Annotated in this window: 27 protein-coding genes; 14 read left to right on the plus strand and 13 right to left on the minus strand. The window is 67.5% G+C overall.

Translation table 11 applies throughout. From position 1 onward, the window contains the following. The 9 genes from WHX56_RS00205 to WHX56_RS00245 all read left to right on the plus strand — a co-directional run bounded on the left by WHX56_RS00205 (nt 1) and on the right by WHX56_RS00245 (nt 10,096). Complete coding sequence (locus WHX56_RS00205; protein WP_129240039.1) at nt 1–1,125, plus strand: ABC transporter permease; 1,125 nt, start codon at nt 1–3, stop codon at nt 1,123–1,125. A 46-nt stretch (nt 1,126–1,171) separates the two neighbouring features. Beyond that, nucleotides 1,172–1,639, plus strand: a complete 468-nt coding sequence (locus tag WHX56_RS00210) for a hypothetical protein (protein WP_338879873.1) — start codon at nt 1,172–1,174, stop codon at nt 1,637–1,639. 331 nt (nt 1,640–1,970) lie between these two features. After that, on the plus strand, nt 1,971–3,407 hold the full coding sequence (locus tag WHX56_RS00215) for a cytochrome ubiquinol oxidase subunit I (protein ID WP_129240041.1): 1,437 nt from the start codon (nt 1,971–1,973) through the stop codon (nt 3,405–3,407). Nucleotides 3,408–3,411: 4 nt separating this feature from the next. Then, nucleotides 3,412–4,419 (plus strand): cytochrome d ubiquinol oxidase subunit II, encoded by a 1,008-nt coding sequence (gene cydB / locus WHX56_RS00220; RefSeq protein ID WP_338879874.1) that lies wholly within the window; start codon nt 3,412–3,414, stop codon nt 4,417–4,419. Beyond that, nucleotides 4,419–4,562: a DUF2474 family protein gene (locus tag WHX56_RS00225; RefSeq protein ID WP_338879875.1), complete on the plus strand. Its 144-nt coding sequence runs from the start codon at nt 4,419–4,421 to the stop codon at nt 4,560–4,562. Before cydB ends, WHX56_RS00225 begins: the two co-directional genes overlap by 1 nt. Before the next feature lie 25 nt (nt 4,563–4,587). After that, entirely contained in the window at nt 4,588–5,994 is a 1,407-nt protein-coding gene (locus tag WHX56_RS00230) for a PLP-dependent aminotransferase family protein (protein ID WP_338879876.1), read from the plus strand. 79 nt (nt 5,995–6,073) lie between these two features. After that, nucleotides 6,074–6,586, plus strand: a complete 513-nt coding sequence (locus tag WHX56_RS00235) for a sigma-70 family RNA polymerase sigma factor (RefSeq protein WP_338879877.1) — start codon at nt 6,074–6,076, stop codon at nt 6,584–6,586. Further along, the gene (locus WHX56_RS00240) at nt 6,583–7,542 is read left to right on the plus strand and encodes a DUF4880 domain-containing protein (protein ID WP_338879878.1); all 960 of its coding nucleotides are present in this window, start codon (nt 6,583–6,585) and stop codon (nt 7,540–7,542) included. The genes WHX56_RS00235 and WHX56_RS00240 overlap by 4 nt, the downstream gene beginning before the upstream one ends. Before the next feature lie 103 nt (nt 7,543–7,645). Next, nucleotides 7,646–10,096: a TonB-dependent siderophore receptor gene (locus WHX56_RS00245; RefSeq protein ID WP_338879879.1), complete on the plus strand. Its 2,451-nt coding sequence runs from the start codon at nt 7,646–7,648 to the stop codon at nt 10,094–10,096. A 27-nt stretch (nt 10,097–10,123) separates the two neighbouring features. On the opposite strand, the gene WHX56_RS00250 is transcribed toward WHX56_RS00245, so the two are convergent. The 8 genes from WHX56_RS00250 to WHX56_RS00285 form a co-directional block, all read right to left on the minus strand. Then, on the minus strand, nt 10,124–10,702 hold the full coding sequence (locus WHX56_RS00250) for a WG repeat-containing protein (protein WP_338879880.1): 579 nt from the start codon (nt 10,700–10,702) through the stop codon (nt 10,124–10,126). Nucleotides 10,703–10,780: 78 nt separating this feature from the next. Then, entirely contained in the window at nt 10,781–11,758 is a 978-nt protein-coding gene (locus WHX56_RS00255) for a tripartite tricarboxylate transporter substrate binding protein (RefSeq protein ID WP_338879881.1), read from the minus strand. A 57-nt stretch (nt 11,759–11,815) separates the two neighbouring features. Then, nucleotides 11,816–13,033 carry a tricarballylate utilization 4Fe-4S protein TcuB gene (gene tcuB / locus WHX56_RS00260; RefSeq protein WP_287755136.1) on the minus strand — a complete coding sequence of 406 codons (1,218 nt, stop codon included), beginning with the start codon at nt 13,031–13,033 and terminating at the stop codon, nt 11,816–11,818. Beyond that, nucleotides 13,020–14,435 carry an FAD-dependent tricarballylate dehydrogenase TcuA gene (gene tcuA, locus WHX56_RS00265; RefSeq protein ID WP_129240051.1) on the minus strand — a complete coding sequence of 472 codons (1,416 nt, stop codon included), beginning with the start codon at nt 14,433–14,435 and terminating at the stop codon, nt 13,020–13,022. Before tcuA ends, tcuB begins: the two co-directional genes overlap by 14 nt. A 77-nt stretch (nt 14,436–14,512) precedes the next feature. After that, nucleotides 14,513–15,439 carry a LysR family transcriptional regulator gene (locus tag WHX56_RS00270; protein ID WP_338879882.1) on the minus strand — a complete coding sequence of 309 codons (927 nt, stop codon included), beginning with the start codon at nt 15,437–15,439 and terminating at the stop codon, nt 14,513–14,515. A 48-nt stretch (nt 15,440–15,487) separates the two neighbouring features. After that, nucleotides 15,488–16,390, minus strand: a complete 903-nt coding sequence (locus WHX56_RS00275) for a c-type cytochrome (protein WP_338879883.1) — start codon at nt 16,388–16,390, stop codon at nt 15,488–15,490. Then, nucleotides 16,383–17,732, minus strand: a complete 1,350-nt coding sequence (locus WHX56_RS00280; RefSeq protein ID WP_338879884.1) for a cytochrome c — start codon at nt 17,730–17,732, stop codon at nt 16,383–16,385. Before WHX56_RS00280 ends, WHX56_RS00275 begins: the two co-directional genes overlap by 8 nt. 197 nt (nt 17,733–17,929) lie before the next feature. Further along, nucleotides 17,930–18,628 carry a glutathione binding-like protein gene (locus WHX56_RS00285; protein ID WP_338879885.1) on the minus strand — a complete coding sequence of 233 codons (699 nt, stop codon included), beginning with the start codon at nt 18,626–18,628 and terminating at the stop codon, nt 17,930–17,932. A gap of 185 nt (nt 18,629–18,813) precedes the next feature. On the opposite strand from WHX56_RS00285, the gene WHX56_RS00290 reads away from it, so the two are divergent. Further along, entirely contained in the window at nt 18,814–18,978 is a 165-nt protein-coding gene (locus WHX56_RS00290) for a hypothetical protein (protein ID WP_129240064.1), read from the plus strand. On the opposite strand, the gene WHX56_RS00295 is transcribed toward WHX56_RS00290, so the two are convergent. Next, a complete protein-coding gene (locus WHX56_RS00295) occupies nt 18,975–19,502 on the minus strand; it encodes a thioredoxin family protein (RefSeq protein WP_338879886.1) in 528 nt (175 codons plus the stop codon). The two genes, WHX56_RS00290 and WHX56_RS00295, sit on opposite strands and share 4 nt — an antisense overlap. Nucleotides 19,503–19,532: 30 nt before the next feature. Continuing rightward, a complete protein-coding gene (locus tag WHX56_RS00300) occupies nt 19,533–20,222 on the minus strand; it encodes a cytochrome c biogenesis CcdA family protein (protein WP_338879887.1) in 690 nt (229 codons plus the stop codon). 173 nt (nt 20,223–20,395) lie between these two features. Here WHX56_RS00300 and WHX56_RS00305 point away from each other — a divergent pair, with 173 nt between their 5' ends. The 3 genes from WHX56_RS00305 to WHX56_RS00315 are packed head-to-tail and all read left to right on the plus strand — an operon-like array spanning nt 20,396 to nt 22,611. Then, a complete protein-coding gene (locus WHX56_RS00305) occupies nt 20,396–20,524 on the plus strand; it encodes a hypothetical protein (protein WP_338879888.1) in 129 nt (42 codons plus the stop codon). A gap of 36 nt (nt 20,525–20,560) precedes the next feature. After that, complete coding sequence (locus WHX56_RS00310; protein WP_129240067.1) at nt 20,561–21,301, plus strand: response regulator; 741 nt, start codon at nt 20,561–20,563, stop codon at nt 21,299–21,301. Next, nucleotides 21,298–22,611, plus strand: coding sequence for a HAMP domain-containing sensor histidine kinase (locus WHX56_RS00315; protein ID WP_338879889.1), 1,314 nt, complete (start codon nt 21,298–21,300; stop codon nt 22,609–22,611). Before WHX56_RS00310 ends, WHX56_RS00315 begins: the two co-directional genes overlap by 4 nt. A 22-nt stretch (nt 22,612–22,633) precedes the next feature. Here the strand turns inward: WHX56_RS00315 and WHX56_RS00320 are convergent, their stop codons facing one another. After that, complete coding sequence (locus WHX56_RS00320) at nt 22,634–23,386, minus strand: 5'-methylthioadenosine/adenosylhomocysteine nucleosidase (RefSeq protein ID WP_338879890.1); 753 nt, start codon at nt 23,384–23,386, stop codon at nt 22,634–22,636. 245 nt (nt 23,387–23,631) lie between these two features. On the opposite strand from WHX56_RS00320, the gene WHX56_RS00325 reads away from it, so the two are divergent. Next, nucleotides 23,632–24,057: an organic hydroperoxide resistance protein gene (locus WHX56_RS00325; protein WP_338879891.1), complete on the plus strand. Its 426-nt coding sequence runs from the start codon at nt 23,632–23,634 to the stop codon at nt 24,055–24,057. Between the two features lie 108 nt (nt 24,058–24,165). Here the strand turns inward: WHX56_RS00325 and WHX56_RS00330 are convergent, their stop codons facing one another. After that, on the minus strand, nt 24,166–25,470 hold the full coding sequence (locus WHX56_RS00330; protein WP_338879892.1) for an ABC transporter substrate-binding protein: 1,305 nt from the start codon (nt 25,468–25,470) through the stop codon (nt 24,166–24,168). 37 nt (nt 25,471–25,507) lie between these two features. Further along, nucleotides 25,508–26,632: a zinc-dependent alcohol dehydrogenase family protein gene (locus WHX56_RS00335; protein ID WP_338879893.1), complete on the minus strand. Its 1,125-nt coding sequence runs from the start codon at nt 26,630–26,632 to the stop codon at nt 25,508–25,510. Nucleotides 26,633–26,645 lie beyond the last annotated feature (13 nt).

Genomic DNA, 26,645 nt, shown 5'->3' on the forward strand with positions numbered 1-26,645 from the left:
ATGAGGCACCTGGCCAATATCTACCGCCTGGGCGTGAAGGAGCTGTGGAGCCTGGCGCGCGACCCGATGATGCTGATCCTGATCTTCGTGTCGTTCACGCTGATGATCTATACGGCGGCCACCGCGGTGCCCGAGACCCTGCACAACGCCCCCATCGCCGTGGTGGACGAAGACGTCTCGCCCCTGTCCGGGCGCATCGTCTCGGCCTTCTATCCTCCGCACTTCACGCCGCCGGATCTGATCACGTCGGCCGAGGCCGACGCCGGCATGGACGCGGGGCGCTACACCTTCTCGGTCGGCATCCCGCCCAATTTCCAGCGCGACGTGCTGGCGGGCAGGCCGGCGGAGATCCAGTTGAACGTGGACGCGACGCGGATGAGCCAGGCGTTCACCGGCAGCAGCTACATCCAGCAGATCATCACCGACGAGGTCAACGAATTCGTCAAGCGCTACCGAGCGCCCACCGAGCTGCCGGTCGAACTGGCCGTGCGCATGCGCTTCAACCCCAACCTGACGCAGGCCTGGTTCGGCGCGCTGATGGAGATCATCAACAACGTCACGATGCTGTCCATCATCCTGACGGGCGCCGCGCTGATCCGCGAACGCGAGCACGGCACGATCGAGCACCTGCTGGTGATGCCGGTGACGCCGACCGAGATCATGGTCGCCAAGGTCTGGTCGATGGGGCTGGTGGTCCTGGCGTCCGCCGGGCTATCGTTGACTTTCGTGGTGCGCGGCCTGCTGCAAGTCCCGATCGAAGGATCGGTGGCGCTGTTCCTGGCCGGCGCGGCGCTGCACCTGTTCGCGACGACGTCCATGGGCATTTTCATGGCCACCCTCGCGCGCAGCATGCCCCAGTTCGGCATGCTGCTGGTGCTTGTGCTGCTGCCGCTGCAGATGCTGTCGGGCGGCACCACCCCGCGTGAAAGCATGCCGCAGTTCGTGCAGGACATCATGCTGGCCGCCCCCACCACCCATTTCGTGGAACTCGGCCAGGCCATTCTCTACCGCGGCGCGGGCATCGGCGTCGTATGGCAGCCGTTCCTGGCGCTGGCGCTGATCGGCGCGGTCCTGTTCGCGTTCTCGCTGGCGCGCTTTCGCAAGACCCTCAGCCAGATGGCGTGAGGCCGTGTATTCGTTGCCCCTTACCAATCTTTTAAAAGGACGGATGATGAAGAAAACAACTGCCTCCACGCCCCTGGGCCTCGCCGGCGCCAACGCCGCCTATTGCCAGCGCATGGCCGAACTTGCGCAGGAAAGCCAGCAACGCTGGGCCGAGTTGGGCCGCCGCCTGGCCGACGAGAACGCCGCGCGGTACCTGTCCACGCTGGCGCCGCTGAAACAGTCCGGAAACTGGCAGGACATCGCCCCCGCGCTGGGCGAAGCCACCCGCAAGCAGTGGCAAAGCCAGCTCGAAGCCAGCCAGGCCATCACCCACGCGCTGCTGGAAGAACAGGCCGCGCTGGCCGCGGGCATCAGCGAAGCCATGACCGGCTGGCTGAAGCAGGCCGCCGCCGGCGGCGGCGGCCTGGATGCCACTCCCATGGCGCAGATCTGGACGACCCTGTCCAACCAGATGGCGTCCGCCTGCTCCGCGATGCGCGAGGCCAGCCAGTCCGGCACCCGCCGCGAGGGCTGAGCCCATGGGTCCGCCGCGGATCAAGCCCGCGGCGGACCCAGTTCCTCCAGCAGCGCAGAGCTGTTCCTCACCGCCCTGGCGGCGCCCCCTCGGCCGCTCCAGCCAAACCGCCGGAGCAGACGGCGCAGCCTGTCCTTCTGCGCTGCTTTTTTTGTAACGCGGCGGCGACCGCGCTAGCTGGAATGCTGCCGGCTTCCCTATGAAGCATGCGGAAAATGCGGATTCCCTCCCAAAACTGATCCGCTTTTTTATTCGCTCTCTGAATCTGTACTGATAACAGCGGAAGTCCTACCGTCATGGCGTAGGACAAACATCCGTCAGGAATACCGCCATGGATAGCGACGCGCTATTGCTAGCCCGAATACAGTTCGGCTTCACCATCTCGTTTCACATCATCTTCCCCGCCATCACCATCGGACTGGCCAGCTATCTCGCGGTGCTGGAAGGCCTGTGGCTGCGCACGCGGGACACCGTCTACCGCGATCTCTACCATTTCTGGACCAAGATCTTCGCCGTCAACTTCGGCATGGGCGTCGTGTCCGGCCTGGTGATGGCCTACCAGTTCGGCACCAACTGGAGCTTCTTCTCCGATTTCGCGGGCAGCGTGACCGGCCCCTTGCTGGCCTACGAAGTGTTGACCGCCTTTTTCCTGGAAGCCGGCTTCCTGGGCGTAATGCTGTTCGGCTGGTCGCGCGTGGGGCCCGGCCTGCATTTCTTCTCGACCGTGATGGTGGCGCTGGGCACGCTGGTGTCGGCCACCTGGATCCTGGCCTCCAATAGCTGGATGCAGACGCCCGCCGGCTACGAAATCCTGGACGGGCGCGTGGTGCCCACCGACTGGCTTGCCGTCATCTTCAACCCCTCGTTCCCCTACCGCCTGGCGCACATGGGCATCGCGGCCTTCCTGGCCACCGCCCTCATGGTGGGCGCGTCCGGGGCCTGGCACCTGCTGCGCGGCGACCGCAGCCCCGCCGTGAAGAAGATGTTCGCGATGGCGATGGGCATGCTGCTGCTGGTGGCGCCGCTGCAAGCCGTGGTGGGCGACTTCCATGGCCTGAACACGCTCAAGCACCAGCCTGCCAAGATCGCGGCCATCGAGGGCCATTGGGAAAACGAACCCGGCGCCGGCGTGCCGCTGACGCTGTTCGGCATCCCCGACATGGCGCGCGAGGAAACGCGCTACGCGCTGAACGTGCCGCGCCTGGGCAGCCTGATCCTCACGCATAGCTGGGACGGCCAGTTCCCCGGCCTCAAGTCGTATCCGCCCGAAGACCGGCCCAACGCGGCGGCCGTGTTCTGGTCGTTCCGCGTCATGGCCGGGCTGGGCATGCTGATGATCGCGCTGGCCGCCTGGGCGCTGTGGGCGCGCTGGCGCGGCCGCCTGTTCGAGTCGCGCCGGCTGCACCGCTACGCGCTATGGATGGGGCCGTCCGGGCTGATCGCCATCCTGGCCGGCTGGTACGTCACGGAGATCGGCCGCCAGCCCTGGGTGGTGTACGGTGTGATGCGCACCGCCGACGCGGCCACGCCGCACGGGCTGGGCGAACTGACCTTGACCCTGGCGCTGTTCGTGGCGGTGTACCTGCTGGTGTTCGGCGCCGGCGTGTCGTACATGCTGCGGCTGATCCGCATGGGCCCGAGCCCCGCCCCCGGCCACTCGCCGCTGTCGGGCGGCCCCGGAGAACCGCGCCAGCCGTCCCGGCCGCTGTCGGCCGCCTCCACCCTGGCGGGCCTCGAGCCCGCGCAACGCAAGCATTCGGGAGTCTGACGCCATGGGCATCGACCTTGCACTGGCATGGGCCGTCATCATCCTCTTCGGCGTGATGATGTACGTAATCATGGATGGCTTCGATCTGGGCATCGGCATCCTCTTCCCGCTGATCTCCGACCCCGACGAGCGCGACGTCATGGTCAACACGATAGCCCCCGTGTGGGACGGCAACGAGACCTGGCTGGTGCTGGGCGGGGCCGGCCTGATGGCGGCGTTTCCGCTGGCCTACTCGGTGATCCTGAGCGCGCTGCACCTGCCGCTCGTCTTCATGCTGCTGGGCCTGATCTTCCGCGGCGTGGCCTTCGAATTCCGCTTCAAGGCGGACGAGCGCCACCGGCCCCTGTGGGACCGCGCCTTCGTGCTGGGCTCCGTGTGCGCCACCTTCTTCCAGGGCGTCACGCTGGGCGCGTACATCGAAGGCATCCCGGTCGTGGACCGCGCCTACCACGGCGGCCCCTGGGACTGGGTCAGCCCCTTCGCCCTGTTTACCGGCGCCGGGCTGGTGGCGGCCTACGCCCTGCTGGGCTGCACCTGGCTCATCATGAAGACCGAAGGACGCCTGCACCGCCACATGTGCGCCATCGCCCGCCCGCTCACGCTGGCGCTGCTGGCGGTGATCGCGGCGCTCAGCATCTGGACCCCGCTTGCGCAGCCGCAGATCGCGCAGCGCTGGTTCAGCCTGCCGAACATGTTCTGGTTCCTGCCCGTTCCCCTGCTGGTGGCGGCCGCCGGATTCGAGCTGGTCCGGCGCGTGCGGGGCATGCCCGGCGCCGGCCCCTTCGTGCTGTCGCTGGCGCTGGTGTTCCTGGGCTACAGCGGCCTGGGAATCAGCATCTGGCCCGCCATCATTCCGCCCGACGTGTCCATCTGGACGGCGTCCGCGCCGCCGCAAAGCCAGGGCTTCGCGCTGGTGGGCGCGCTGGCGATCATTCCGGTCATTCTCATGTACACCGCATGGTCTTACTACGTGTTCCGTGGCAAGGTACGCACCGGAGAGGAGTTTCACTGATGGACGGCCCGCATTCCCCGCTGCCCTCGTGGCGCGGCCGCCTGCTCTGGCTGGCGATAATCTGGGCATGCAGCGTCGCGGCGCTGGGCGCGGCCGCCTATGCGCTGCGCCTGGTCATGAAAACCATCGGCATGTCGACCTGAACCCGCCCACGCGTACGGACCCGCCATGAAGCGCTATGAACGGCTGACAGAAGAAATCACCGCCTCGATCCGGTCGGGACTGCTGCGGGCGGGCGACCGCCTGCCTTCGGTACGGCAGACCAGCGCCAGCCGCGGCGTAAGCCCGTCGACGGTGTTCAAGGCCTATTACCTGCTGGAGGCCCGCGGGCTGATCCGCGCCCGCGACCGTTCCGGCTACTACGTGCTGCGCGCGCCGCAAGCCGAGCTGCCCGAACCGGACGGCCTGTCCAGCGCCAGCGCCGGCCGCCATCCGGTGGACGTCAGCGACAATGTGCTGCAGGTGCTCAACGCCACCTTGCGGCGCGACATGCTGCCGTTCGGCTCCGCGTTCCCCAGTCCCTCGCTGCTGCCCTACGGCCGGCTGGCGAAGTTCATGGCGGCCACGGTCCAGCGCCTGGACCCCTGGGGCTCCATCGACGACCTGAGCCCGGGCGACGCCGCGCTGCGCCGGGCCATCGCGCTGCGCTACCTGGCCGACGGCCTGTCCGTGCCGGTCGACGACATCATCATCACCAACGGCGCGCTGGACGCGCTGAACCTCAGCCTGGCGGCCGTGACCCAGCCCGGCGACGCGGTGATCGTGGAATCCCCCACTTTCTACGCCGCGCTGCAATCGCTGGAGCGCAACCACCTGCACGCCATCGAAGTGGCCACGCACCCGCGCGAAGGCATCGACCTGCAGGCGCTGGAGGAAGCCATCCTGCGGCATCGGCCGCGCGCTTGCTGGCTCATGACCACCTTCCAGAATCCCCTGGGCAGCCTGATGCCGGACGACAAAAAGGAAGCGCTCGTGCGCCTCCTGGCGCGGCACGGCGTGGCGCTGATCGAGGACGACGTCTACGGCGAACTGTATTTCGGCGAGAACCGGCCGCGGCCCGCCAAGGCCTTCGACCGCGACGGCATCGTGATGCACTGTTCGTCGTTCTCCAAGACCCTGGCGCCGGGCTATCGCGTGGGCTGGGTGGCCGCGGGCCGCTACACGCGCCAGATCATGCGCAACAAGCTCACCACCAGCCTGGCCACCGCCGCGCCCACGCAGGCCGCCATCGCCGCCTACCTGGAGAAAGGCGGCTTCGACCGCCACCTGCGGCAATTCCGCCAGGCGCTGGCCTTGCAGCAAGGCGAACTGCTGCAGGCCGTCGCCCGCTACTTTCCGAAGGGCACGCGGGCCACGCGGCCGGCGGGCGGCTATTTCGTGTGGGTGGAACTGCCGGCGCACATCGACACCCTGAAAGTGCACCGCGCCGCGCTGGGGCACGGCATCAGCATCGCGCCAGGTCCGCTCTTCTCGTCCTCGGGCGCGTTCGGCAACTTCCTGCGGCTGAACGGCGGACATCCCTGGAACCCGGAAATGGAACAAGGCATGGCGACGCTGGGCAAGCTGCTGGCCTAGCCATTCGTTGTCTTGGTCGGCGGTTCACGCTATAAATGAGTGTTATTCTTATTAATACCTCATCGCCGCGCTGCCATCCATGGATTCCCCCGCGTACAAGAACGTCCACCAGCTTTACGCGGAACACCACGACTGGCTGCTGGGCTGGCTGAACCGGCGCGTCAACAACCGCGCCGACGCCGCCGACCTGACGCAGGACACGTTCTGCCGCGTCCTCACCTCCCCCAGCGCCGCCCCCATCTCCGAGCCGCGGGCGTACCTGTTGACGCTGGCGCGCCGGCTCACCATCGACCTGTGGCGCGCGCGCGACGTCGAGGCGCGCTATCTGCAAGCGCTGTCGCTGGAGCAGGAGCCGGTCGCCGCGTCGCCTGAAACGCTGATCATGCTGAAGCAGGCGGTCATGGAGATCGACAGCCTGCTGGACGGCTTGCCCGTGCCGGTCAAGCACGCCTTTCTGCTGAACCGGCTGGACGGCATGACCCATCCAGCCATTGCGCAAAACCTCGGCCTGTCGCTGGCGACCGTGGAACGGCACATCAAGCGCGCCTTTCTGCACTGCATCGCATCGCGCCGCGCGGCGGACGCCGCATGAGCGCCGCCAGCGACGCGCTGACGGAACGCGCGGTCGACTGGATCGTGCTGCTGACGTCCGGCCAAGCCTCCGACCAGGACCGCCAGCGCTTTGAGCACTGGCTGGCCAGCCATCCTGACCACGCGCTCGCCTGGGCCGAGGTCGACGGCCTGATGCAACAGCCGCTATCGCGCCTGCGCAGCGCTGCCGGTGCCGCACCAGGCGCGGCGCACGCCGCCCGCGCCGCCCTGTTGCGAAGCAGCAAACTCGACCGCCGCCGCCTGCTGAAGCTGGCCATGGCGATGTCCGGCGTCACCATCGGCGGACTGATCGCCGACCGCTACATCCCGCTTGCCGGACTGTCCGCGACCTACTCCACCCGCACGGGCGAACGCCAGACCTATGCGCTGGAAGACGGCTCCATGCTGACCTTGAACGCGCGCTCGGCCGCCGACGTGCGCTATGACGGCGCCCGCCGCACCGTCGTGCTGCGCCAGGGCGGACTGTATGCCGAGGCCCGGCCCGACAGCCGGCCTTTCGTGGTGCGCACCCGATACGGCGCCGTCGTCGGCGGCGAATCGCATCTGGCCGTGGACCAGTTCGACACCTACGCCGTGGCCAGCGCCATCGAGGGCGCCCTGACCCTGCAACCGCAACGCGGCCGGCCGCTGGCCCTGCCGCAAGCCGGCACGGCCGCGTTCGATTTCGACCGCGCATGGCAACGGGACGACACCGCCCATGCCAGTTGGCGCGACGGCATCCTCAACGTGCGCGACGCCCGGCTGGCCGAAGTGGTGGAGCAACTGCGCGCCTACCAGCCCGGCGTGATCCGCGTATCGCCGCAAGCCGGCGCGCTGCGCGTGTTCGGCGTATTCCCGTTGGACGATCCTGCCCGAGCCTTGCTGGCCCTGGGCGAAACGCTGCCGATCCAGGTCAGGCGCTATGGCCCCTGGCTGACGCTGGTGGATGCGGCATAAGGACGCGGCAAAAAAAATGCGCGGGCGATGAGGGGATTCAAGGACGGTCGCCGTCATGACTAATGACGCAACCGAAATCCCTTTTTGCCGGACCCCTTGAATCATGACTTTCCTCTTGAACCGTGGCGCGGCGCTCGTCGCCGGCGCCCTCGGCGCCTGCGCGCTGACGCAGCCCGCGATCGCACAGGATGCAGCCGCAGTCCCCGCCCAGCAGGCCGCCCAGTCCTACGACCTGCCCGCCGCGCCTTTGGCCGACACCCTGAGCCGGATCTCGCGGCACAGCGGCCGCACCATCTCGGCCAGCGCGGAACTCGTGTCGGGCAAGCAAGCCGCGCCGGTACGCGGCGCGCTCAGCGCCGAAGCCGCGGCGCGGCAGGCCCTGACGGGCACGGGACTGGAGCTGGTCGTAACGCCCGGCGGCGTGCTCAGCGTGCGGCCGCAGCCCGCCGCCGGCGCGGTGACCTCGCTGGAACCCGTGCTGGTGACGGCCAGCAACGCCATTCCCCCCAGCGAAGGCACCGGTTCCTATACCGTGCCGGAATCCAGCTCGGCCACGCGCATGCGCCTGTCGCTGCGGGAAACGCCCCAGTCGGTCAGCGTCATCACCCGGCAGCAGATGGACGACCAGGGCATCACCACCGTCGCCGGCGCGCTGGAGCAGACACCGGGGATCGCAGTCTCGCGCGCCAACTCGGAAGGCTACAGTTTCTATTCGCGCGGGTTCCAACTGCAGAATTTCCAGTTCGACGGCCTGCCCAGCCTGTCGAGCGACGGCGGCAACGTGCGCGACAACTACAGCATCACCAGTTCGGTCATCTATGACCGGGTGGAAATCCTGAAAGGCGCGACGGGCCTGGTCAATGGGGCCGGATACCCCTCGGGCGTCATCAACCTGATCCGCAAGCGCCCCACCCGCGAATTCCAGGGCAGCATCACCGCCGGGGCGGGCTCGTGGGACCAGTATCGCGGCGAACTCGATCTGGGCGGCTCGCTGGCCGAGAACGGCAGAATACGCGGAAGAATGGTGGCGGCGGTCAACGACGCCAACAGCTTCATCGACTACACCAAAACGCGCGAAGACGTGCTCTATGGAATTGTCGAGGCCGACATCACCGCCCGCACAACGGCATCGTTCGGCATCGAATACCAGAAGAACAAAAACCACGCCTCGTCCAACATCCATCTACCGGCGTTCTACACCGACGGCACGCAAGCCAGCTTCCCGCGTTCGACCAATCCCGCCGATAAATGGACCTGGCGCACGCAGGAAACCACGCGCTATTTCGCGGACGTCACGCACGACTTCGGCAATGACTGGCGATTGAAACTGGCGGCCGGCCACCGCGGCTATCTGTCGCGCGAACTCATCGCGGGCATGGGCAGCTCATTCATCGACGTGGGCACGCACGGCATCAGCCACAGCCTGGGCCAGGCCAGCCTGTTCGACACGGATTCGCGCGAGAACAGCATCGACGTGCAGGTGTCGGGCATGTTCTCGCTGCTGGGCCGCAAGCACGATCTGGTCTTCGGCTACAACGCCGCCCGCACACATTCGACCTCGTCACGGGATGATGGCCTGACCGACCTGCGGATACCCGACGCCTTCAACTGGGACAACAATGCGTTCAAGCCCTCGGTCTACACGCATGTGCTGGATTTCGACGTCGAGGTGTCCCAGAAAATCCTGTATGGCGCCACGGTGTTGCGCCCCACCGACCGCTTCGCGGTCATTCTGGGCGGCCGGCTCACCGATTACGGCTGGACGCAGAAATCCGTCTTCAGCGGCGGATCGCGCGCCAGCTACGACACCGACGTGGACAACAAATTCATTCCCTATGCGGGCGTCACGTTTGACGTGGACGCCAACCATACGGTCTACGCCAGCTATACCGACGTATTCAAGCCCCAGGCCTTCAATTTCGACGCCAGCAACCGCCAACTGGATCCGCTGACGGGTAAAAGCTACGAGATCGGCGGCAAGGGCGAATACCTGGACGGCAAGCTGAACACCAGCATCGCTTTTTTCCAGCTCAAGCAGAACAATGTGGCCGAGCTGGATCCCAGCGGGGCAACACTGCCCAACGGCAGCGTGGCTTACGTGGCGGTGCCCGGCGTGACCACGCGGGGGATCGAACTGGAGATTTCGGGCGAACTGCTGCCCAATTGGCAGCTCCACGCCGGCTATACCTACAGCCGGTCGCGAAACCGCGCCGACGAACGGGTCAGCACCACCCAGCCCGAGCAGATGTTCAAACTGGCCACCACGTACCGCCTGCCCGGCGATTGGCATCGCTTGACGGTGGGCGGAAATATGCTCTGGCAAAGCGGCACCTACTTCGCGCAAAGCGTCAACGGCGCAAACCGCCGGTTCAGCCAGGACGGCTACGGCGTGCTGGGCCTGATGGCCGCCTATGACTTCAACAAGGACCTGCGGCTGACTGTGAACCTGAACAACGTGCTGGACAAGACCTACTACGCCGGCATGGGCAATTACAACTCCGTCTACTATGGGGCGCCGCGCAATGTGCTGGCGCAGTTGCGGTACAAGTTCTAGCAGGCGGCGGCCGGTATCGCGCCCCGGTCAGCGGCGCTGCCTGGCCGCGTCCGCCTCGCGGCGCAGCGAAGCGGCGTCGCCCCGCAAGGGCAGCACCAGCCTGCCCTGCCGGTCGATGGCGCCCCAGTCGCCGCCCACCACCATGGTGTGTTCGCCATCGGCGGTAGGTTGCATCCCGCATCGGGAACAGACCACGGCGATACCGTCGATAAAGGGTTCCGCCCACTGGTAGGGCGTCGCGAGCGCCACGTTGAGCTGCTTGTCGTAGTAGGCCATCGTGCCGTCGGCCAGCCTGCCCCGGGCCAGGCCGGCCTCGAATTCGTCCGGGCCGTTGTCATAGGTGAGCACGGACGCGGACGCGCCGTCGGCGCGCACCCAATGCCAGCCGCCGTCTGTCGCCACGGCAGACAGGCCGTCCTCGTAGAACGCCATTTTGCGCAGCACATCGGGATTGAACGCCAGCCCGCCGGCCTCGCGCCTGGCGCAATGCGGCGCGCGCTCCAGCATCCCGCCCGCGCCTTTCTGGTTGTAGAAGCAAGGCAGATCGAAACCCGCCGGGCCGGTCACGGCAAGCAACAGCGCGGAGAAAAGTGTCGTCAGCGGCATGAGGACGATCCTAGCATGCGCTATTCGCGGTCCCGCCTGGCAAATGGCAAGCAGCCCCGCCGGGCCGCTTTTTTTTCCTCAGTTCGCGGTGGCGCCCGAGTCCTTGACGGCCTTGGCCCAGGCCGCGATCTCGCTCTGGATGAAGGCGCCGAACGCGGCGGTGTTCAGGCTGGAGGCCTGCGCGCCCTCTTCCATCAGCCGCTGCTTGACGGCCGGCGCCGCCAGCGCGCCGCTCAGGGCCTCGTTCAACCTGGCCACGACGGCCTCCGGCGTGCCCGCGGGCGCGACGATGCCGTGCCAAGACACCGCCTGGAAGCCCGGCAGGCCCGATTCCGCCATGGTGGGGATCTCGGGCATCGCGGGCGAGCGCTGCGGCGACGTCACCGCCAGCGCGCGCAGCGTGCCGGCCTTCACGTGCGGCAGCACGCCGGGAATCGTGGTGAACATGAAGTCGATCTGGCCGCCGATGAGGTCCGTGATGGCGGGGCTGCCGCCCTTGTACGGCACATGCGTGAATTCCAGTTTGGCGGCGCTCTTGAACATCTCGCCGGCCAGGTGGCCGGGCGTGCCCGCGCCCGCCGAACCCATGTTGGTCCGGTCGCCCTGCGATCGGATGTACGCGACCAGTTCCTGCACGTTGGCCGCCTGCACCGGCTTGCCCACCACCAGCACGTTGGGAACCGTGGCCAGCAGCGTGACGGGGGTGAAGTCCTTCACCGCGTCGTACGAAATGCGCGAGTACAAGGACGGGTTGATGCCGTGCGTGCTGGCGGTGGCCAGCAGCAGCGTGTAGCCGTCGGGCGCGGAAGTGGCCACCTGCTTGGCCGCGATAGTGCCGTTGGCGCCGCCCTTGTTGTCGATCACGATGGTCTGCCCGAGCGTCTTGGCGGCCTCGGCCGCCACCGTGCGCGCCAGGATGTCCGACGTGCCGCCGGCCGAGTGCGGCACGACCAGCGTAATGGGCTTCGCGGGAAAGGACTGCGCCTGGGCCGCCGGCAGCGCCGGCAGCAGACAGGCGGCCAGCGCGGCGCGCGCCAGCATGGGGGTACGGAACATTCAAGTCTCCTGGTTTGTTATCGGGCGCGGCGCCGCCTCGAGGCGGCGTCCGGCCGGTCAATCCGAGCCCAATTGCAGCTTGTTGGGCTGGCGTTTCTCTATCGACCACTTCAATAGCGCGGCGGACCGGTAGATGCCGTGGGCGAACTTTCCGTAGGGCAAGGTCAGGAACAGCGCCATGACCACGCCCAGGTGGATCGCCAGCAGCAGCGCCATCGCGCCGCCGTCGCGGCCGGCCAGCAGGGCCAGGCCCGTGGCACTGGTCAGGAACAGCAGCACGATGAAACCGCGGTCCATCGGCTTCTGCGCGGCGTCGCCCTGCAGCGGATGGCGCCTGAGGTTCAGCCACAGCAGGCCGGCCGGCCCGATCAGCAGCCCGATGCCACCCGCGGTGCCCAGCAGGACCGGCGCGCTCAGGAACGGATACGGCGCCTCCAGCCCCAGCAGGTAGTGGTACAGCGTCGCCACGCTGGTGGCCGCGAAACACAGCATGAAGCCGTAGAACGTGAAGTGGTGGAAGCGCCGGCGCCAGAGCGTGAACGCGTCGTCCGCGTTGTTGCAGCCCTTGCCGTGGCCGCCGTCCAGGTAGCGCAGGCGCAGGGCGTCGTGCGCGGCTTCGGCGACCGCCGCGCCGGACGCCGCCCCCGGGCTGACGTTGCGCCAGAAGCGCGTCACGCCGACGCCCAGGGCCAGCACGGCGAAACCGAACACCGCCCCGAACATCAGCGCCAGCGTGTTGTGCGGGAACACCGCGTAGAAATTGCCCGCCATCGGCGCATGGAACAGCCCGCCGGCCATCAGCACCGCCAGGACCAGGAACAGCGCCAGGCCCGCGGCCGTGGCCAGGGACAGGGCCAGGCCGTTGCGCTTGTACAGCGTGCCCAGGGCGGCCGGCCAGGCGTAGTCGGTGTAGGTCTGCACGCGGACGCGGGCCATGGCCTGCGGCACGTTCACCGCGAACTCGTGCGGCGGCGCGTACTGACAGGCGTGCAGACAGGCGCCGCAGTTGTGGCACAGGTTGGCCAGGTAGTTGATGTCGGCCTTGCCGAATTCCAGCCGGCGGGTCATGGCGGGAAACACCGCGCAGAATCCTTCGCAGTACCGGCAGGCATTGCAGATCTGCATGACGCGCGCGACTTCCGCTTCGCCGTCCGTCAGCGCGGCGGACTGCGGCTTGGCGTTCCTGCCGTGCCAGTGAATGGTCTGCTCGGCCATGGCCGGCGCCGATTCCGAAAACGACTGCGCCTCGCGGGCCAGGGCTTCAAGCTGCTTCATGGAGTGCTCCGGCGGAGTGCTGGCGGCGCGCGGCGGCGGCTGCGCGGGTTCCGGCGATGCGGCCGAAGGCCGTGCCGATGGACATGCCCACGCCGGCGGTGTAGCCCTTGCCCAGCACGTTGCCCGCCATCATTTCGCCGGCGACGAACAGGTTGTCGCTCGGCATATCGTTGAAACGGACCGCGGCGGTGTCGTCCACCTTCAGGCCCAGATAGGTGAACGTGATGCCGGGACGCAAGGCGTAGCCGTAGAAGGGCGCGGTGTCTATCGGGCGAGCCCAGTGCGTCTTGGCCGGCGTCACGCCTTCGGTGTGGCAGTCGTCCAGCGCGGTGTGGTCGAACGTGCCGACCCGACAGGACGCGTTGTAACCGCCGATGGTGCGTTCGAAGGCGGCGGGGTCCAGGCCCAGCTTCTGCGCCAGTTCGGGCAGCGTGTCGGCCTGCACGCCCGGGAACACCGGCGGCATGAACCGGCCGACCGCCTTGGCGTCGATGATGGAATAGGCGATCTGGCCCGGCTGCATGGCGGTCAGGCGCCCCCAGATGGCGTAGCGCTTGGGCCAGAAATCCTCGCCCTCGTCGTAGAAGCGCTCGGCGTCCCGGTTGACCACCACGCCCAGCGACACGCAGTCGATGCGCGTGCAGATGCCGCCGTCGTAGAGCGGAGCGCGGGCGTCGATGGCCACGCAATGGGACTGGGAGGGATCGCCGATGCCGTCCGCGCCGGCGTCCAGCATGAACTTCAGCAGGACGCCCATGTTGTACCGGGTGCCCCGGATCAGGAAATTGTCGGCCGGCCATTCGCCGCGCTCGTTCTGGCCCCAGGCCTCGCGCAGCCATTCGCGGTTGGATTCGAAGCCGCCAGCGGCCAGCACACAGGCCCGCGCCTCGATGCGTTCGCCGCCGATGCGCGCCGCCACGAAGCGGCTGCCGTCCAGTTCCAGCGAGTCGACCGGGGCGTTGTAGCGGACCCGCACGCCCAGGGCTTCGGCGCTGCGGTAGTAGGCGTTCACCAGCGCCTTGCCCCCACCCATGAAAAAGGCGTTGGTGCGGGCCACGTGCAGCGCGCCGGACAGCGGCGGCTGGAAGTTCACGCCATGGCGGCGCATCCAGTCGCGGCAGGTGGAGGATTCGCGGATGACCAGGCGCGCCAGGTGCTCGTTGGTCAGCCCGCCCGTCACCTTCAGCAGGTCCTGCCAGTATTCCTCTTCGGGGTAGGCGTCGACCAGCACGTCCTGCGGCGCATCGTGCATGCAGCGCAGATTGCGCGTGTGCTGCGAATTGCCGCCGCGCCATTCGCGCGGCGCCGCTTCCAGCAGCAGCACGCTGGCGCCCGCTTCGCGCGCCATCAGGGCCGCGCACAGCGCCGCGTTGCCCCCTCCTATCACCAAGACGTCGACCATGCCATTGTTCCCAATTCAAGGAACGGACTGTATCGGGCGGGGCGACGTCCCGATATCAGCCAGGCGTCAACAGGTCTTCATGAATCGTGAAGGGCCACGACCGCCCACTTGCCCTCGCGCACCAGCGTGCGCGAGACGTCGGCCAGCACCAGGCGGGCCGCCAGCGCGGCGGGCGACAGTTCGTCCTCGGACAGGCTGGCCAGCAGATTGGGACGGAACAGGTGCGCGTCGTCGATGCGCGCCATGTGCAACTGGCCGGGCGCGATGCGCGCCATGGCCGAACTGGGCTGGATGGTGGCGACCTGGCCCGATTGCACCACGTCCATCAGCACCGGCAGGCCGTCCACCTCCACCGCCACCACGGGCGTCCGGCCCGACTGCAGGAAAGCGTTGTTCACCAGCGCGCGCAGCCCGTGCCGCCCGCTGGGCAGCACCAGGGGCAGATGCGCGATGGCGTCGATCCGCGTCGTGTCTCCGGCCGGCAGGCCCGGCATGTCCGGGCGGGCCAGCAGGAACAAGGGCTCGTCCAGCAGCGCCATGACGCTCCAGCGGCGCGCGGATTCCGCCTGGAATACGATCGCCAGGTCCAGTTGGCGGCCGTTGAGCATGTCGCTCAGGTGGCCGGACAGCGCCTCCACCAGGTGCAGGCGGATGTCCGGATAGCGCTCGTTCATGGCGCGCACGAACGGCGCGCCCAGGATCGCGGCCGTGGTGGACGGCAGGCCCACGCTGACGTGCCCGGCCAGGCGCGCCTGCTGCGCGGCCTGGACGGCGTCGTCGGCGTGGCGCAGCGCCAACTGCGCCTGCCGGAAGAAAGCCAGGCCCGCGTCGGTCGGCACCACGCCGCTGGCGCTGCGCTGCAGGAGCCGCGTCGAAAGCTCGCCCTCCAGCCGGCTGATCTGCTGGCTGAGCGCGGACGTCACCATGCCGATGGACTGCGCCGCGCGCCCGATGCTGCCGGCCTCGACGACGCGGACGAAATAGCGGAGCTGGCGGAGTTCCATGAGGGGCCCTGGCTTTCCTGAAGGAATGACAAGGCCGATTGTAGAGGCTCAGTAGCGCGCGTCCTTCGGCTTCTTGCCCTGCGGCCAGTCCTTGTCCTTGCCGGCGAAGTCCGGGCGCGGCATGTGGGTGAAGTACTCGGCCACGTCCACCGCGTCCTGGTCCGACAGCACGCCGCCCTCGCCCCAACTGCCATGCGTATTCACGCCCATCGGCATGCTGTTGCGGATGAAGGCCGCGGCCTTGTAGGTGCGCGCCAGGCCCGCGCCGATATTGAAGGACTCGTCGCCCCACAAGGGCGGAAACGCGATATCGCCCGAGCGGTCCTTCTTGCCTTCGCCATTGGCGCCGTGGCAGGACGCGCATTGCGCGGCATACAGGCTCTTGCCGCGCACCGGATCGGGCACCAGCTTGGCGTCGATGGGCCAGGCGTTCTCGATCTGTACGCGGGCGCCGTGCGGCACGTCCTGGGCCAGCCACTTCATATAGGCGATCATCGCCTTCATCTCGGCCGAATCCTTCTCCAGCGGCTTGCCGTTCATCGAACGCATGAAGCAGCCATTGATGCGGTCTTCCAGCGTCACCACGCGGTTGGCGCGCGGATTGAACTGCGGGAACGAGTTGACCGTGTTGATGTACGGCGCGCCCATGGGCTTCTTGCCGCCCTGCACGTGACAGCTATTGCAATTCATGCTGGCGCCCGTGTTCTGCGGCAGCAGGCGGCGCGTCTCGGTCAGCAGGCGCTTGCCGTAGTCGATCTGGGCGGCGTTGGGCTCCTTGGCGATCAGGGTGTCCGACGGAATCGTGTAGTCGGGCAGGCGCTTGCCATCCTTGTCCAGCACCTGAAACGTCTTGCCGGCCGCCGGCGCGTCCTGCGCCGCCAACACGGCCGCGCCGGCGCCGAGGGATGCCGCCACGGCCAGCACTGCCGCAATCTTGAATCTTTTATTCATGCTTGCCTCCCGCCACGATGTTCGGCTTCTTGCCTGCCAGGAATCCGCGGATATGCGCGACGTCCTCGCCGCCGATGGGCGGCGCCTGGTTGGTCCAGGCCGTCCTGATGAAATTGATGACGTCGGTGATGTCCCGGTCGCTCAGGTGCCTGAAGCCCGGCATCGCGAACGCCATGGCATCCGTGTCGTTGGACGGCATCCTGCCGCCTTCCAGCGTGATCTGGATGATGGATTGGGGGTTCTTGGCAAACACCGCCGAATTGCCGGCCAGCGCCGGGAAAATGCGCGGCATGCCCTGCCCGTCGGCGCGATGGCACACGACGCACTGCTCCACGTAGATGACGGCGCCGCGCGAGTCGTAGCGGCCGTCGCGCAAGGCGGCGGTGGTGCTGTCGGCCTTGGGCGGGAAGGCGGCGAGCTTGCCGCCCGCGGCGGGCAACTGCTTCAGGTAGGCGGCGATGCTGGCGATGTCGCCATCCGTGAAGTGGCGGGTGCTGTGCTCGACCACGTCGGCCATTGCGCCGAACGCCGCCACCTTGTCGGTGCGGCCCGTCTTCAAGAACATCTCGATGTCTTGCGCGCTCCAGGATTGCAGGCCCTGGGCTTCGCCGCGCAGGCTCTTGGCCCGCCAGCCGTCAATGACAGCGCCGGACAGGAAGGCGTCGCCGTCGGCCAGGGACAGCGCCCGCTCCTGGTAGGCCAGGCCGCGCGGCGTATGGCAGGCGCCGCAGTGGCCGGGGCCCTCGACCAGGTACGCGCCGCGCACCAGCTTTTCGTCGGCGCCTGCGGAGGCCGCGAACTCGCGCTTGCCCGCGAACAGCAACTGCCACCACGCCATGGGCCAGCGCATGTTCAGCGGCCACGGAATGGTGGAGTCCGCGCTGGGCTGGCTCACCGGCTCGACCTGCGACATGAAGTAGGCGTACAGCGCCTGGATGTCCGCGTCCGGCATGATGGCGTAAGAGGGATACGGCATGGCCGGATACAGCGCCGCGCCGTCCTTGCGGATGCCGTACTGGACCGCGTTCTTGAAATCCGCGTAGCTGTAGCCGCCGATGCCCGTCTGCTTGTCGGGCGTGATGTTCGACGAATAAATGGTGCCGACCGGCGTCTGCATCGCCAAGCCGCCCGCGAAGGACTTGCCATTGGGCACGCTGTGACAGGCCACGCAGTCGCCCGTGCGCGCGATATAGGCGCCGGCTTCGGCCAGCCGCCTGTCGTTGACGTCGACGGACGCCGCCGCGTCGACCTTGCGGTTTGCGGTCAGTAGCTGCGCGCCGCCGATCGCCAGGCCCGCCGCCGCCAGCAGGCCGGCTGCCGCCTTGATCCCGAACCTCTTCATTACTGCCCTCCGTAGCACGCTGGGCAGCGTGCACGTCGGGGAGTTCGTACAGCCGGTCCAGCTTATGGAGGAAGCTTACGCCTTTAGGTAATAAGTTAATTACCACAAGGTATATAACTTGCGGGCTTGTTTGATTTCCCGCAAGCCTGGGGCCGGTCCGCAACGGACGGGCCGCGGCCGCGCGGCCCGTTCGCACCTTAGGCGGGTATCGTCAGGCCCTTCGCCACGGCCGGCCGGGCGACGAACGCGTCCAGCACGCGGGCGACGTTCTTGAACTGCGAAAACTCCACCAGTTCACCCGCGCCATAGAAGCCCACCAGGTTGCGCACCCAGGGCAGGATGGCGATGTCGGCGATGGTGTATTGGTCGCCCATCACCCAGTCGCGCCCCGCCAGCCGCTGGTCCAGCACGCCCAGCAGGCGCTTGGACTCGGCCGCGTAGCGGTCGCGCGGACGCTTGTCCTCGTAGTCCTTGCCGGCGAATTTGTGGAAAAAGCCCAGTTGGCCGAACATCGGGCCGATGCCCCCCATCTGGAACATCACCCATTGCAGCGTCTCGTAGCGCCCGGCCGTGTCCGCCGGGATGAATTGCCCGGACTTGCCGGCCAGGTAGATCAGGATGGCGCCGGACTCGAACAGGCCCAGCGGCTTGCCGTCGGGTCCGTTGGGATCCAGGATGGCCGGGATCTTGTTGTTCGGGCTGAGCGACAGGAATTCCGGCGAGAACTGGTCCTTGGAATCGAAGCTGACGCGATGGGCCTCATAGGGCAGGCCCGTCTCTTCCAGCATGATGGACACCTTCACGCCGTTGGGCGTGGGCAGCGAATATAGCTGGATGCGGTCGGGATGCCGGGCGGGCCATTTCTTGGTGACGGCAAAGGAACTGAGGTCGGCCATGCGGGATTTCTCCAGAGGGAGCGGAGGGAAAAATGCTGCGGCTAATCCTAGCGCAAAACCCCGCCCGCAGGCGACCGGAAACCGGTGCTCCCCGGCGCAAGGCCGTGGCGCCTCGCACCACCCTATAATTCCTCCATACGCTACAAGCTACGCGCCTGCCGAAGGGGCAGACGCAGGAGATCGCCATGACACTCGCACTGACCCGCCTGCTTTCCGTGCTCGCCGCGGCGCTGTTCCTTGCGGGCTGCGCGCCGGGACAAGGCGGACCTCCCCATCCCGGCGCCGTGAATCCCTACAGCACCGACGGCTTCCACGACGCCGGACCGAACTACCCGGATACGGGGCGCTAGCCCGGCTGCGCCAGCAAACGCTGGATTTCCGCTTCGGTCTCGGCGTAATTGCCCTCGCCGAAATGGCGGTAGACGATCCTGCCCTGCTTGTCGATCAGGTAGACCGCCGGCCAGTATTGGTTGCGGTAGGCGTCCCAGGTTGCGTAGCGGTTGTCCTGCGCCACGGGATAGGCGATGCCGAAACGCTCCAGCGCCTTCTGGACGTTGGGCGTCGAACGCTCGAACGGAAACTCCGGCGTATGCACGCCCACGACGGTCAGGCCCTGGTCCTTGTACTTTTGGTGCCAGGCCGCGACATATGGCAGCGTGCGGATGCAGTTGATGCAGGTGTAGGTCCAGAAATCCACCAGCACGACCTTGCCGCGCTGCGACGCCAGGGTCAGCGGCGGGCTGTTGAGCCAGTTTTCGATGCCGGCGAATTCCGGCGCGGGAACGGGGTCGGCGGCGGCCTGCGCGGAACCGGCCGCGGCCGCGGAGACGGCAAACAAGGCGCCCAGCGCGATCTTCTTGAGTGAGGCAAACATGGTCGAACTCCTTGGGGTCGGTGACGTAAGTCAATTGAACAGGTTGCTGATCCAGGCGTAGGCCAGGATGTCGTACTGGAAATGGATGGCGGCCGCGGTCAGGATGAGCAGTACGCCGAAACCCTGCTGCAGGCGGTGCGTATAGCGGGACAGCCCTCGCACCCGGGCCGCGATGGCCTGCCCGCCGTAGGCGATCGCCAGCATGGGAATGCCGGCGCCGATGGCGAACACCAGCAGCAGGGTGCTGGACTGGGCCAGGTCCTGCGCCTTGGCGGCCAGCACCAGGATCGACGCCAGGACCGGGCCGGCACAGGGCGTCCACACGGCGCCCAGCGACAGGCCCAGCAGCAGGCCGCCGGCGTTCCCGCTGCCGGAGCCGCCGGCGCTGGACGCCAGCCGCTGCAACGGTCCGCCAAAGCGGCCGATTAGGCGGTCATACGGTTGCGGCCAGATGCGCGCCAGGCCGAACAACGCCAGCAGCGCGATCGAAGCGGAGCGCACCGCGTCATGCACCGACGCATTCAGGTTGGACAGCAGGCTCAGCGCGATGCCCAGGCCGGCGAATGCCAGCACGAAGCCGGACACGACGAACAAGGGACGCATCCGGCCGGGGCGCTCCAGCGAGGTGCCGAGCAGCACGGGCAGCAAGGGCAGCACGCATGGCGACGCGATGGTCAGCATGCCGGCCAGCAGGGCGATGGGGGTGTCGATCAGGTCCATGGGGTGTCCTCGGGAAAGAGGCCCCATTGCACCCTGGGCAGGTATCCGGCTTGTGCCGGATCGGCGCCGTTTTTCGTGCTTATGTATCCGCCGCCGCCGCGTATACAGTACGACACACATGCCGGAGCCTGCCGCGCTATAAACCGGCCATCCCCTCTGCCCGGAGACCTCCGATGAAACGCATTCTTGCCGTGCTGCTGCTGATGTTCGGCGGCTTCAGCGCGGAAGCCGCCAAGCCGTTCCAGTGCCAGCTCATCGCCAACACGCGTCCGCGCCGAGACCCCCAGCCGCCAGTATCATGAACGGCACGCCCCCCTACCCCAGAAAGGCATCCGCAGATGGATCACGTTGATCACGTCATGATCGTCGACGACGACCGGGAAATACGCGAACTGGCCGGCAACTTCCTGAAGAAGAACGGCATGACCGTCACGCTGGCGGCCGACGGCCGGCAGATGCGATCCCTGCTGGAAAGCCTGGCCGTAGACCTGATCGTGCTGGACATCATGATGCCCGGCGACGACGGCCTGGTGCTATGCCGCGAATTGCGCGGCGGCAAGCACCGCCGCATCCCCATCCTGCTGCTGACGGCGCGCAGCGACGACATGGACCGCGTCATCGGCCTGGAAATGGGCGCCGACGACTATCTGGTCAAGCCCTTCGTGGCGCGCGAACTGCTGGCCCGCATCAAGGCGATCCTGCGCCGCGCGCGCATGCTGCCGCCCAACTTCCAGGTGACTGAACCCGGCCGCGAGATCGCCTTCGGCGAGTGGCGCCTGGACACCACCGCGCGCCATTTGCTCGACGCCGACGGCACCGTCGTGTCGCTCAGCGGCGCCGAGTACCGGCTGCTGCGCGTCTTCCTGGACCATCCCCAACGCGTGCTGAACCGCGACCAACTGCTGAGCCTGACGCAGGGCCGCGACGCCGATTTCTTCGGCCGCTCGATCGACCTGCTGGTCAGCCGCCTGCGCCAGCGGCTGCGGGAAGACGCCCGCGAGCCCCTGTACATCAAGACCGTGCGCAGCGAAGGCTACGTATTCTCGGCCGCCGTCGACGTCTCGGAATCCGATCGGTGACTGCCTCCGCCCCTCGCCGCCACGCCTGGCCCCGCACGCTGGTCGCCCGGCTGTTCCTGATCTTCCTGGCGGGCCTGTTGCTGGCCTACGGCCTGTCGTTCGCCTCGCTGTTCTATGAACGCTACAGCGCCACCAAGAGCATGATGCTGGGCGACCTGGAACGAGACGTCGCCATCGCCATGGACATCCTGGACCGCCTGCCCGCGGACGAACGCCCCGCCTGGCTGGCGCGCCTGTCCAGCGGCAGCCGCGAGTACCGGCTGGGCAACGGCGAAGCCGACCAGCCGCTGCGGCTGGATGCCGCCCGCGGCGTTGCGCAATCCATCCAGGCCGCGCTGGGCAGCCGTCCGGTCGCCATACGCGCCATGGCCGGCGACCCTCGCCATATCCAGGCGCGGGCCGTGCTGTCCGATGGCCAGCCCGCGGTGCTGGACATCCACCTGTCGGCGATGCGTCCCGCGCCGTGGCTGGTCGTCGTGCTGGCGGTGCAGTTGATTCTGCTGGTCGGATGCGCCTGGCTTGCCGTCCGCCTGGCCGTGCGCCCGCTGACGCGGCTGGCCCGCGCCGCCGAAGAGCTGGACCCGAACGCCAAGAGCCCGCTGCTCAGCGAGCGCGGGCCCGCCGAAGTGGCGCGCGCCGCCGCCGCGTTCAACGCCATGCAGGAGCGCATTGCCGCTCACGTCGCGGAACGGATGCAGATGCTGGGCGCCATCTCCCACGACCTGCAAACGCCGCTCACCCGCATGAAGCTGCGCACGGAATTCATGGAAGAATCCGCCGACCGGGACAAGTTCGCGCAGGACTTGAACGAGGTGGAGCGGCTGGTGCGCGAGGGCATCGATTACGCGCGCAGCGCCCACGGCAACGTCGAAACGCCCGTTCGCGTGGAACTCCACGCGTTTCTGGAGAGCCTGGTCTACGACTACCAGGACACGGGCAAGGCAGTCACGCTGTCGGGCGCCGCCGCGGGGCCGCTCTTGACGCGCCCGCATGCGCTGCGCCGGGTTCTGGGCAACCTGGTCGACAACGCCCTGAAATTCGCGGGCGCGGCCGAGATACGCGTCGATGTTCAAGAAGGCGCGCCGCTATCGGTCTTCGTGCTGGACCGGGGGCCCGGTATCCCGGAGCATGAACTGGACGCCGTGCTGCAACCCTTCTACCGCCTGGAAAGCTCGCGCAACCGGGACACCGGCGGCACCGGCCTGGGCCTGGCGATCGCGCAGCAGCTTGCGGTGGTCGTCGGCGCCAAGCTGATCCTGAGCAACCGCGACGGCGGCGGCCTGTCCGCGGAACTTCGCCTCGCCCGCTAGCGCCGGGCCTTTCCGTGCGGCATCAGGCGCCCGACAGCGCGCCCGACTTCAGCAAGGGCGCCAGGATGCCCGCCGTGTAGACCCGCGCCACGTTCTCCAGAAACGCCGTGAAGTCGGCCTTCGCGGCATGGTCGGCGCGGTCTGAAATCACGCGCATCACCGCGAACGGAATGCCGAATTCATAGCAGATCTGCGCCATGGCCGCGCCTTCCATCTCAACGCAAAGCGCGTCCGGCAGGCGCTCGCGCAATGCCTGGGCCTCCTCGGCGCGGCTCACGAACACGTCGCCGGTGGCGATCAGGCCGGCATGGACCCTGGGCTGGACGCGCGGGGCGCCGTCCGCCACGCCCCGGTCGCGGACAAAGTCCGCCGCGCTGTCCTGCAACAGCTTGCTCAATCCGGCATCCGCCTCGAAGCGCACCCGGCCCAGCAGCGGGATCTCATGCTGTCCGAACAGGGGCCGCGCGTCCATATCGTGCTGCATCAAGGTATGGGCAACCACCACGTCGCCCACCTCCACATCCGCATGCAGGCCGCCCGCCAGGCCGGTGAAGATTACCCGGGAAACCCCGAATTCCCGGATGACGATGGACGCCGTGGCGGCGGCGGCCACCTTGCCGATGCGGCTCAGCGCGATCACGCACGGCGTGCCCCATAGCGTGCCCACATGGAAATCGCGCATCGCGATGCGGTGAACGGCCGCGCCGGGATCCATCGCCGCAAGCAGGTCGGCGATTTCTTCGTGCAGCGCGCCCAGGATGGCCAGACGTCCCATCGTGTCTTTTTCCGTTGAATGGCATTGAAGGCGCAACATACTCGATTGCGGCGATTTCCCGAAATGGCCCGGACCCGCCGGGCCGCCCTGTATCGCAACGTATCGGCGCCGGCAGCGGATACAGCAGCACGCGAAACGCCGATCCGGCCGACACATGACGGATACACCGGCTTGCTGCAATGCAGGCTCCAAACGCAGTTCGTTCCAACGCCGCGGCCTCGCCGCAACCTGAATCAGGAGCCATCATGGCAAAGCAACTCGAGCAAGTGCTGTACACCGCCCACACCCACACCACCAGCGGCCGCGACGGCGCCGGCCGCAGCAGCGACGGCGCCCTGGACGTGCAACTGAGCCCGCCCGGATCGGGCAGGCCCGGCACCAATCCCGAGCAACTGTTCGCGGTGGGGTATTCCGCCTGCTTCATGGGCGCGATGAGGCGCGCCGGCGCCACGCACGGCATCGCGATTCCACAGGACGTGGCGATCGACGCCAGCGTGTCGCTGGGCAAGGTCGACAACGGCGAGCACTTCGCGTTGGGGGTGGTGCTGGCGGTATCGCTGCCAGGGCTTGAAGAAGAGCAGAAGCGCCTGCTGGTGGAAGGCGCGCATGGGATGTGCCCGTACTCGCGCGCGATACGGGACAACGTGGACGTGCGGATCGAGATCGCCTGAGGGGCGATCGGCCGCTGACGGAGGCCGCGCTCGCGAGGGCCCGAGCGCGGCCGAAAAAAACCCCGGCGATCGCTCGCCGGGGTCAACCCTGCACACAGCACCGATTGCTCAGTTCGAATACACCTTGATCTGGTCGCTCTTCAGCACGTCAGGCGTCAGGCTCTTGTCGATCCATTCCATCGACGTGTCCGCCACGCCCGGAGTGACCAGCTCGGCCGGCACGATGGTGATGTCGGCCAGCACCTTGAACGGGTACTTGTCGCTCTTCTTCGTCACCCCGAACAGTTGCGCTTCCAGGCCCTGGCCGTCGGCGCGGTGCATCTTCACCTCGCGGCCGTAGCCCTTGAAGGTCACGTCGTGCATGGCGGCCGCCACCTGCTCGGGCGTGGGCCATGCGCCGCCGTTGGCCTTGATGGCCTGCTCGTAGCCCGCCTTCAGGCCCTGGATCGCCTGCACCATGTGGTAGACGGAGTAGATGGGATAGGCGCCGGTCTTGTCGTGGAATTTCTTCACGAAGGCCTGGTGCTGCGGATCGTCCTTGGTTTCAGGATGCAGAAAGTAGTGGTCGCCGCGGGCGCCGACGTAGACGCCTTCCGGCAACGCGTTGCCCAGGCGTTCCAGCGAGCTTTCAGCCAGGGACAGGACGAAGGTCGAGTTCTTGAACAGGTTGCGCTGCGAGGCCTGGCGCACGAAGTTGTCCAGGTCTCCGCCCCACGACGTGGAAACAATGACGTCCGGACGCAAGGCCTGCAGGCGGCTGATCTCGGTGGAGAAATCGGCGGCCCCGAACTTGGGGAACATTTCGGCCACGACCTTGACGTCGGGCTTGAACTTCTTCAGCGCGGCCAGGAAGATGTCTCGCGAATCGCGGCCCCAGGCGTAGTCCTGATTGACGATGGCGATGGTCTTGAAATCGGGCTTGACCTTCATCAGGTACAGCACCTGCGCCACCATTTCGGTGGTGGCGTTGGCCTGCGTGCGCACCACGTATTTGTACTTCTTGCCTTCCAGCGCCTTTTCCGTGCCGCAGTCCCACAGCACGTTCAGCACTTTCAGGTCCTCGGCCACGGGCGCGACGATATTGCAGTGGCCGCTGGAAATGGCCGACAGCATGACGCGCGTGCCGCCTTCGGCCAGGCGGCGGTATTCGGAAAGCAGCTTCTCGCCGCCGCCGCCCTCGTCGATGTAGTTGGGCACCAGTTTCACGCCGTCGATGCCGCCGCTGGCGTTGATGTCCTGGATCAGGATCTCGGCGGCGTCGCGCGCGGGCACGCCGAATACCGACGCCGAACCCGACAGGTACGTCGAGATGCCGATATTCAGTTCTTTGGGTTTGTCCGCCGCGTTCGCCAGCGCCGCGGCGCCCGCCAGCAGGGAAGCGCCCAGAAGCGCCGCCAGTCTTGAAAGTTTCATGGTCTAAGTCTCCAGTGTTGTTATCGGGTCTTTGCCCTTAGAAAACGATGGCGTCGCGCAGGCTGCCGCCGGTGGCGAGGTGATCGAACCCCTCGTTGATCTGATCCAGCGAAAACGATTTGCCCATCATCCGGTCGACGGGCAGCCGGCCGGCCTTATACAGGTCGATGTAGCGGCTGATGTCGATGGCCGGCACGCCCGAGCCCAGGTAGCTGCCCCGGATCTCGCGCTCTTCGCCCACCATCTGCGACAGCGACAGCGGAAAGCTGAACTTGGGATTGGGCAAGCCCGAGGTCACGGTCGCGCCGCCCCGGCGCGTCAGCTTGTAGGCGGTTTCGAAAGCGGGCACCGCGCCGGCCATGTCGAAGCCGTAGTCGACGCGGCCGCCGGCCAGGTCGAAGAAATCGTCGTCCGACGTCACCTGCCTGGGATTGACCGTGTGCGTGGCGCCCAATTCCTTGGCCAGCGCGAGCTTCTCGTCGCTGAGATCGACCGCGACCACTCGGCGCGCGCCGGCGGCGACAGCGGCCAGCAAGGCGCTCAGCCCCACCCCGCCCAGCCCGACGATGGCCGCCGTATCGCCCATCTTGATGCGGGCGCGGTTGATGACCGCCCCCGCGCCCGTCAGCACGGCGCAACCGAACAGCGCGGCTTCGCGATGGCTGAGCTCGACATTGACCTTTACGCAGGACCGGCGCGACACCACCGCGTACTCGGCGAAGCACGACACCCCCGTGTGGTGGTTGATGTACTCGTCGCCGATGTGCAGGCGGCGCTCGCCGCCCAGCAGGGTCCCCTTGGTATTGGCCGCGGCGCCGGGCTCGCACAGCGCTGGCCGGCCTTCCATGCACGGATTGCAGCAGCCGCAACTGGGCACGAATACCATGGCGACGTGGTCGCCCGGCCTCAGGTCCGTCACGCCGGGACCGGCCTCCACGACTTCGCCGGAGGACTCGTGCCCCAGCACGATGGGCACGCTGCGGGGCCGGTCGCCATTGATGACCGACAGGTCGGAATGGCACAGCCCCGCCGCCTTGATCCTGACCAGCACTTCGCCGAAGCCCGGCGGGTCCAGTTCGATCTCGGCAATGCTCAATGGCCGGGTCTGGGCATAGGGGCCTTCCACCCCCACTTCCCTCAACAGCGCCGCTCTGATTTTCATACGCCTACCATCC

It is taken from the genome of Achromobacter veterisilvae (assembly GCF_037619525.1).
Lineage (GTDB): Bacteria > Pseudomonadota > Gammaproteobacteria > Burkholderiales > Burkholderiaceae_B > Achromobacter > Achromobacter veterisilvae.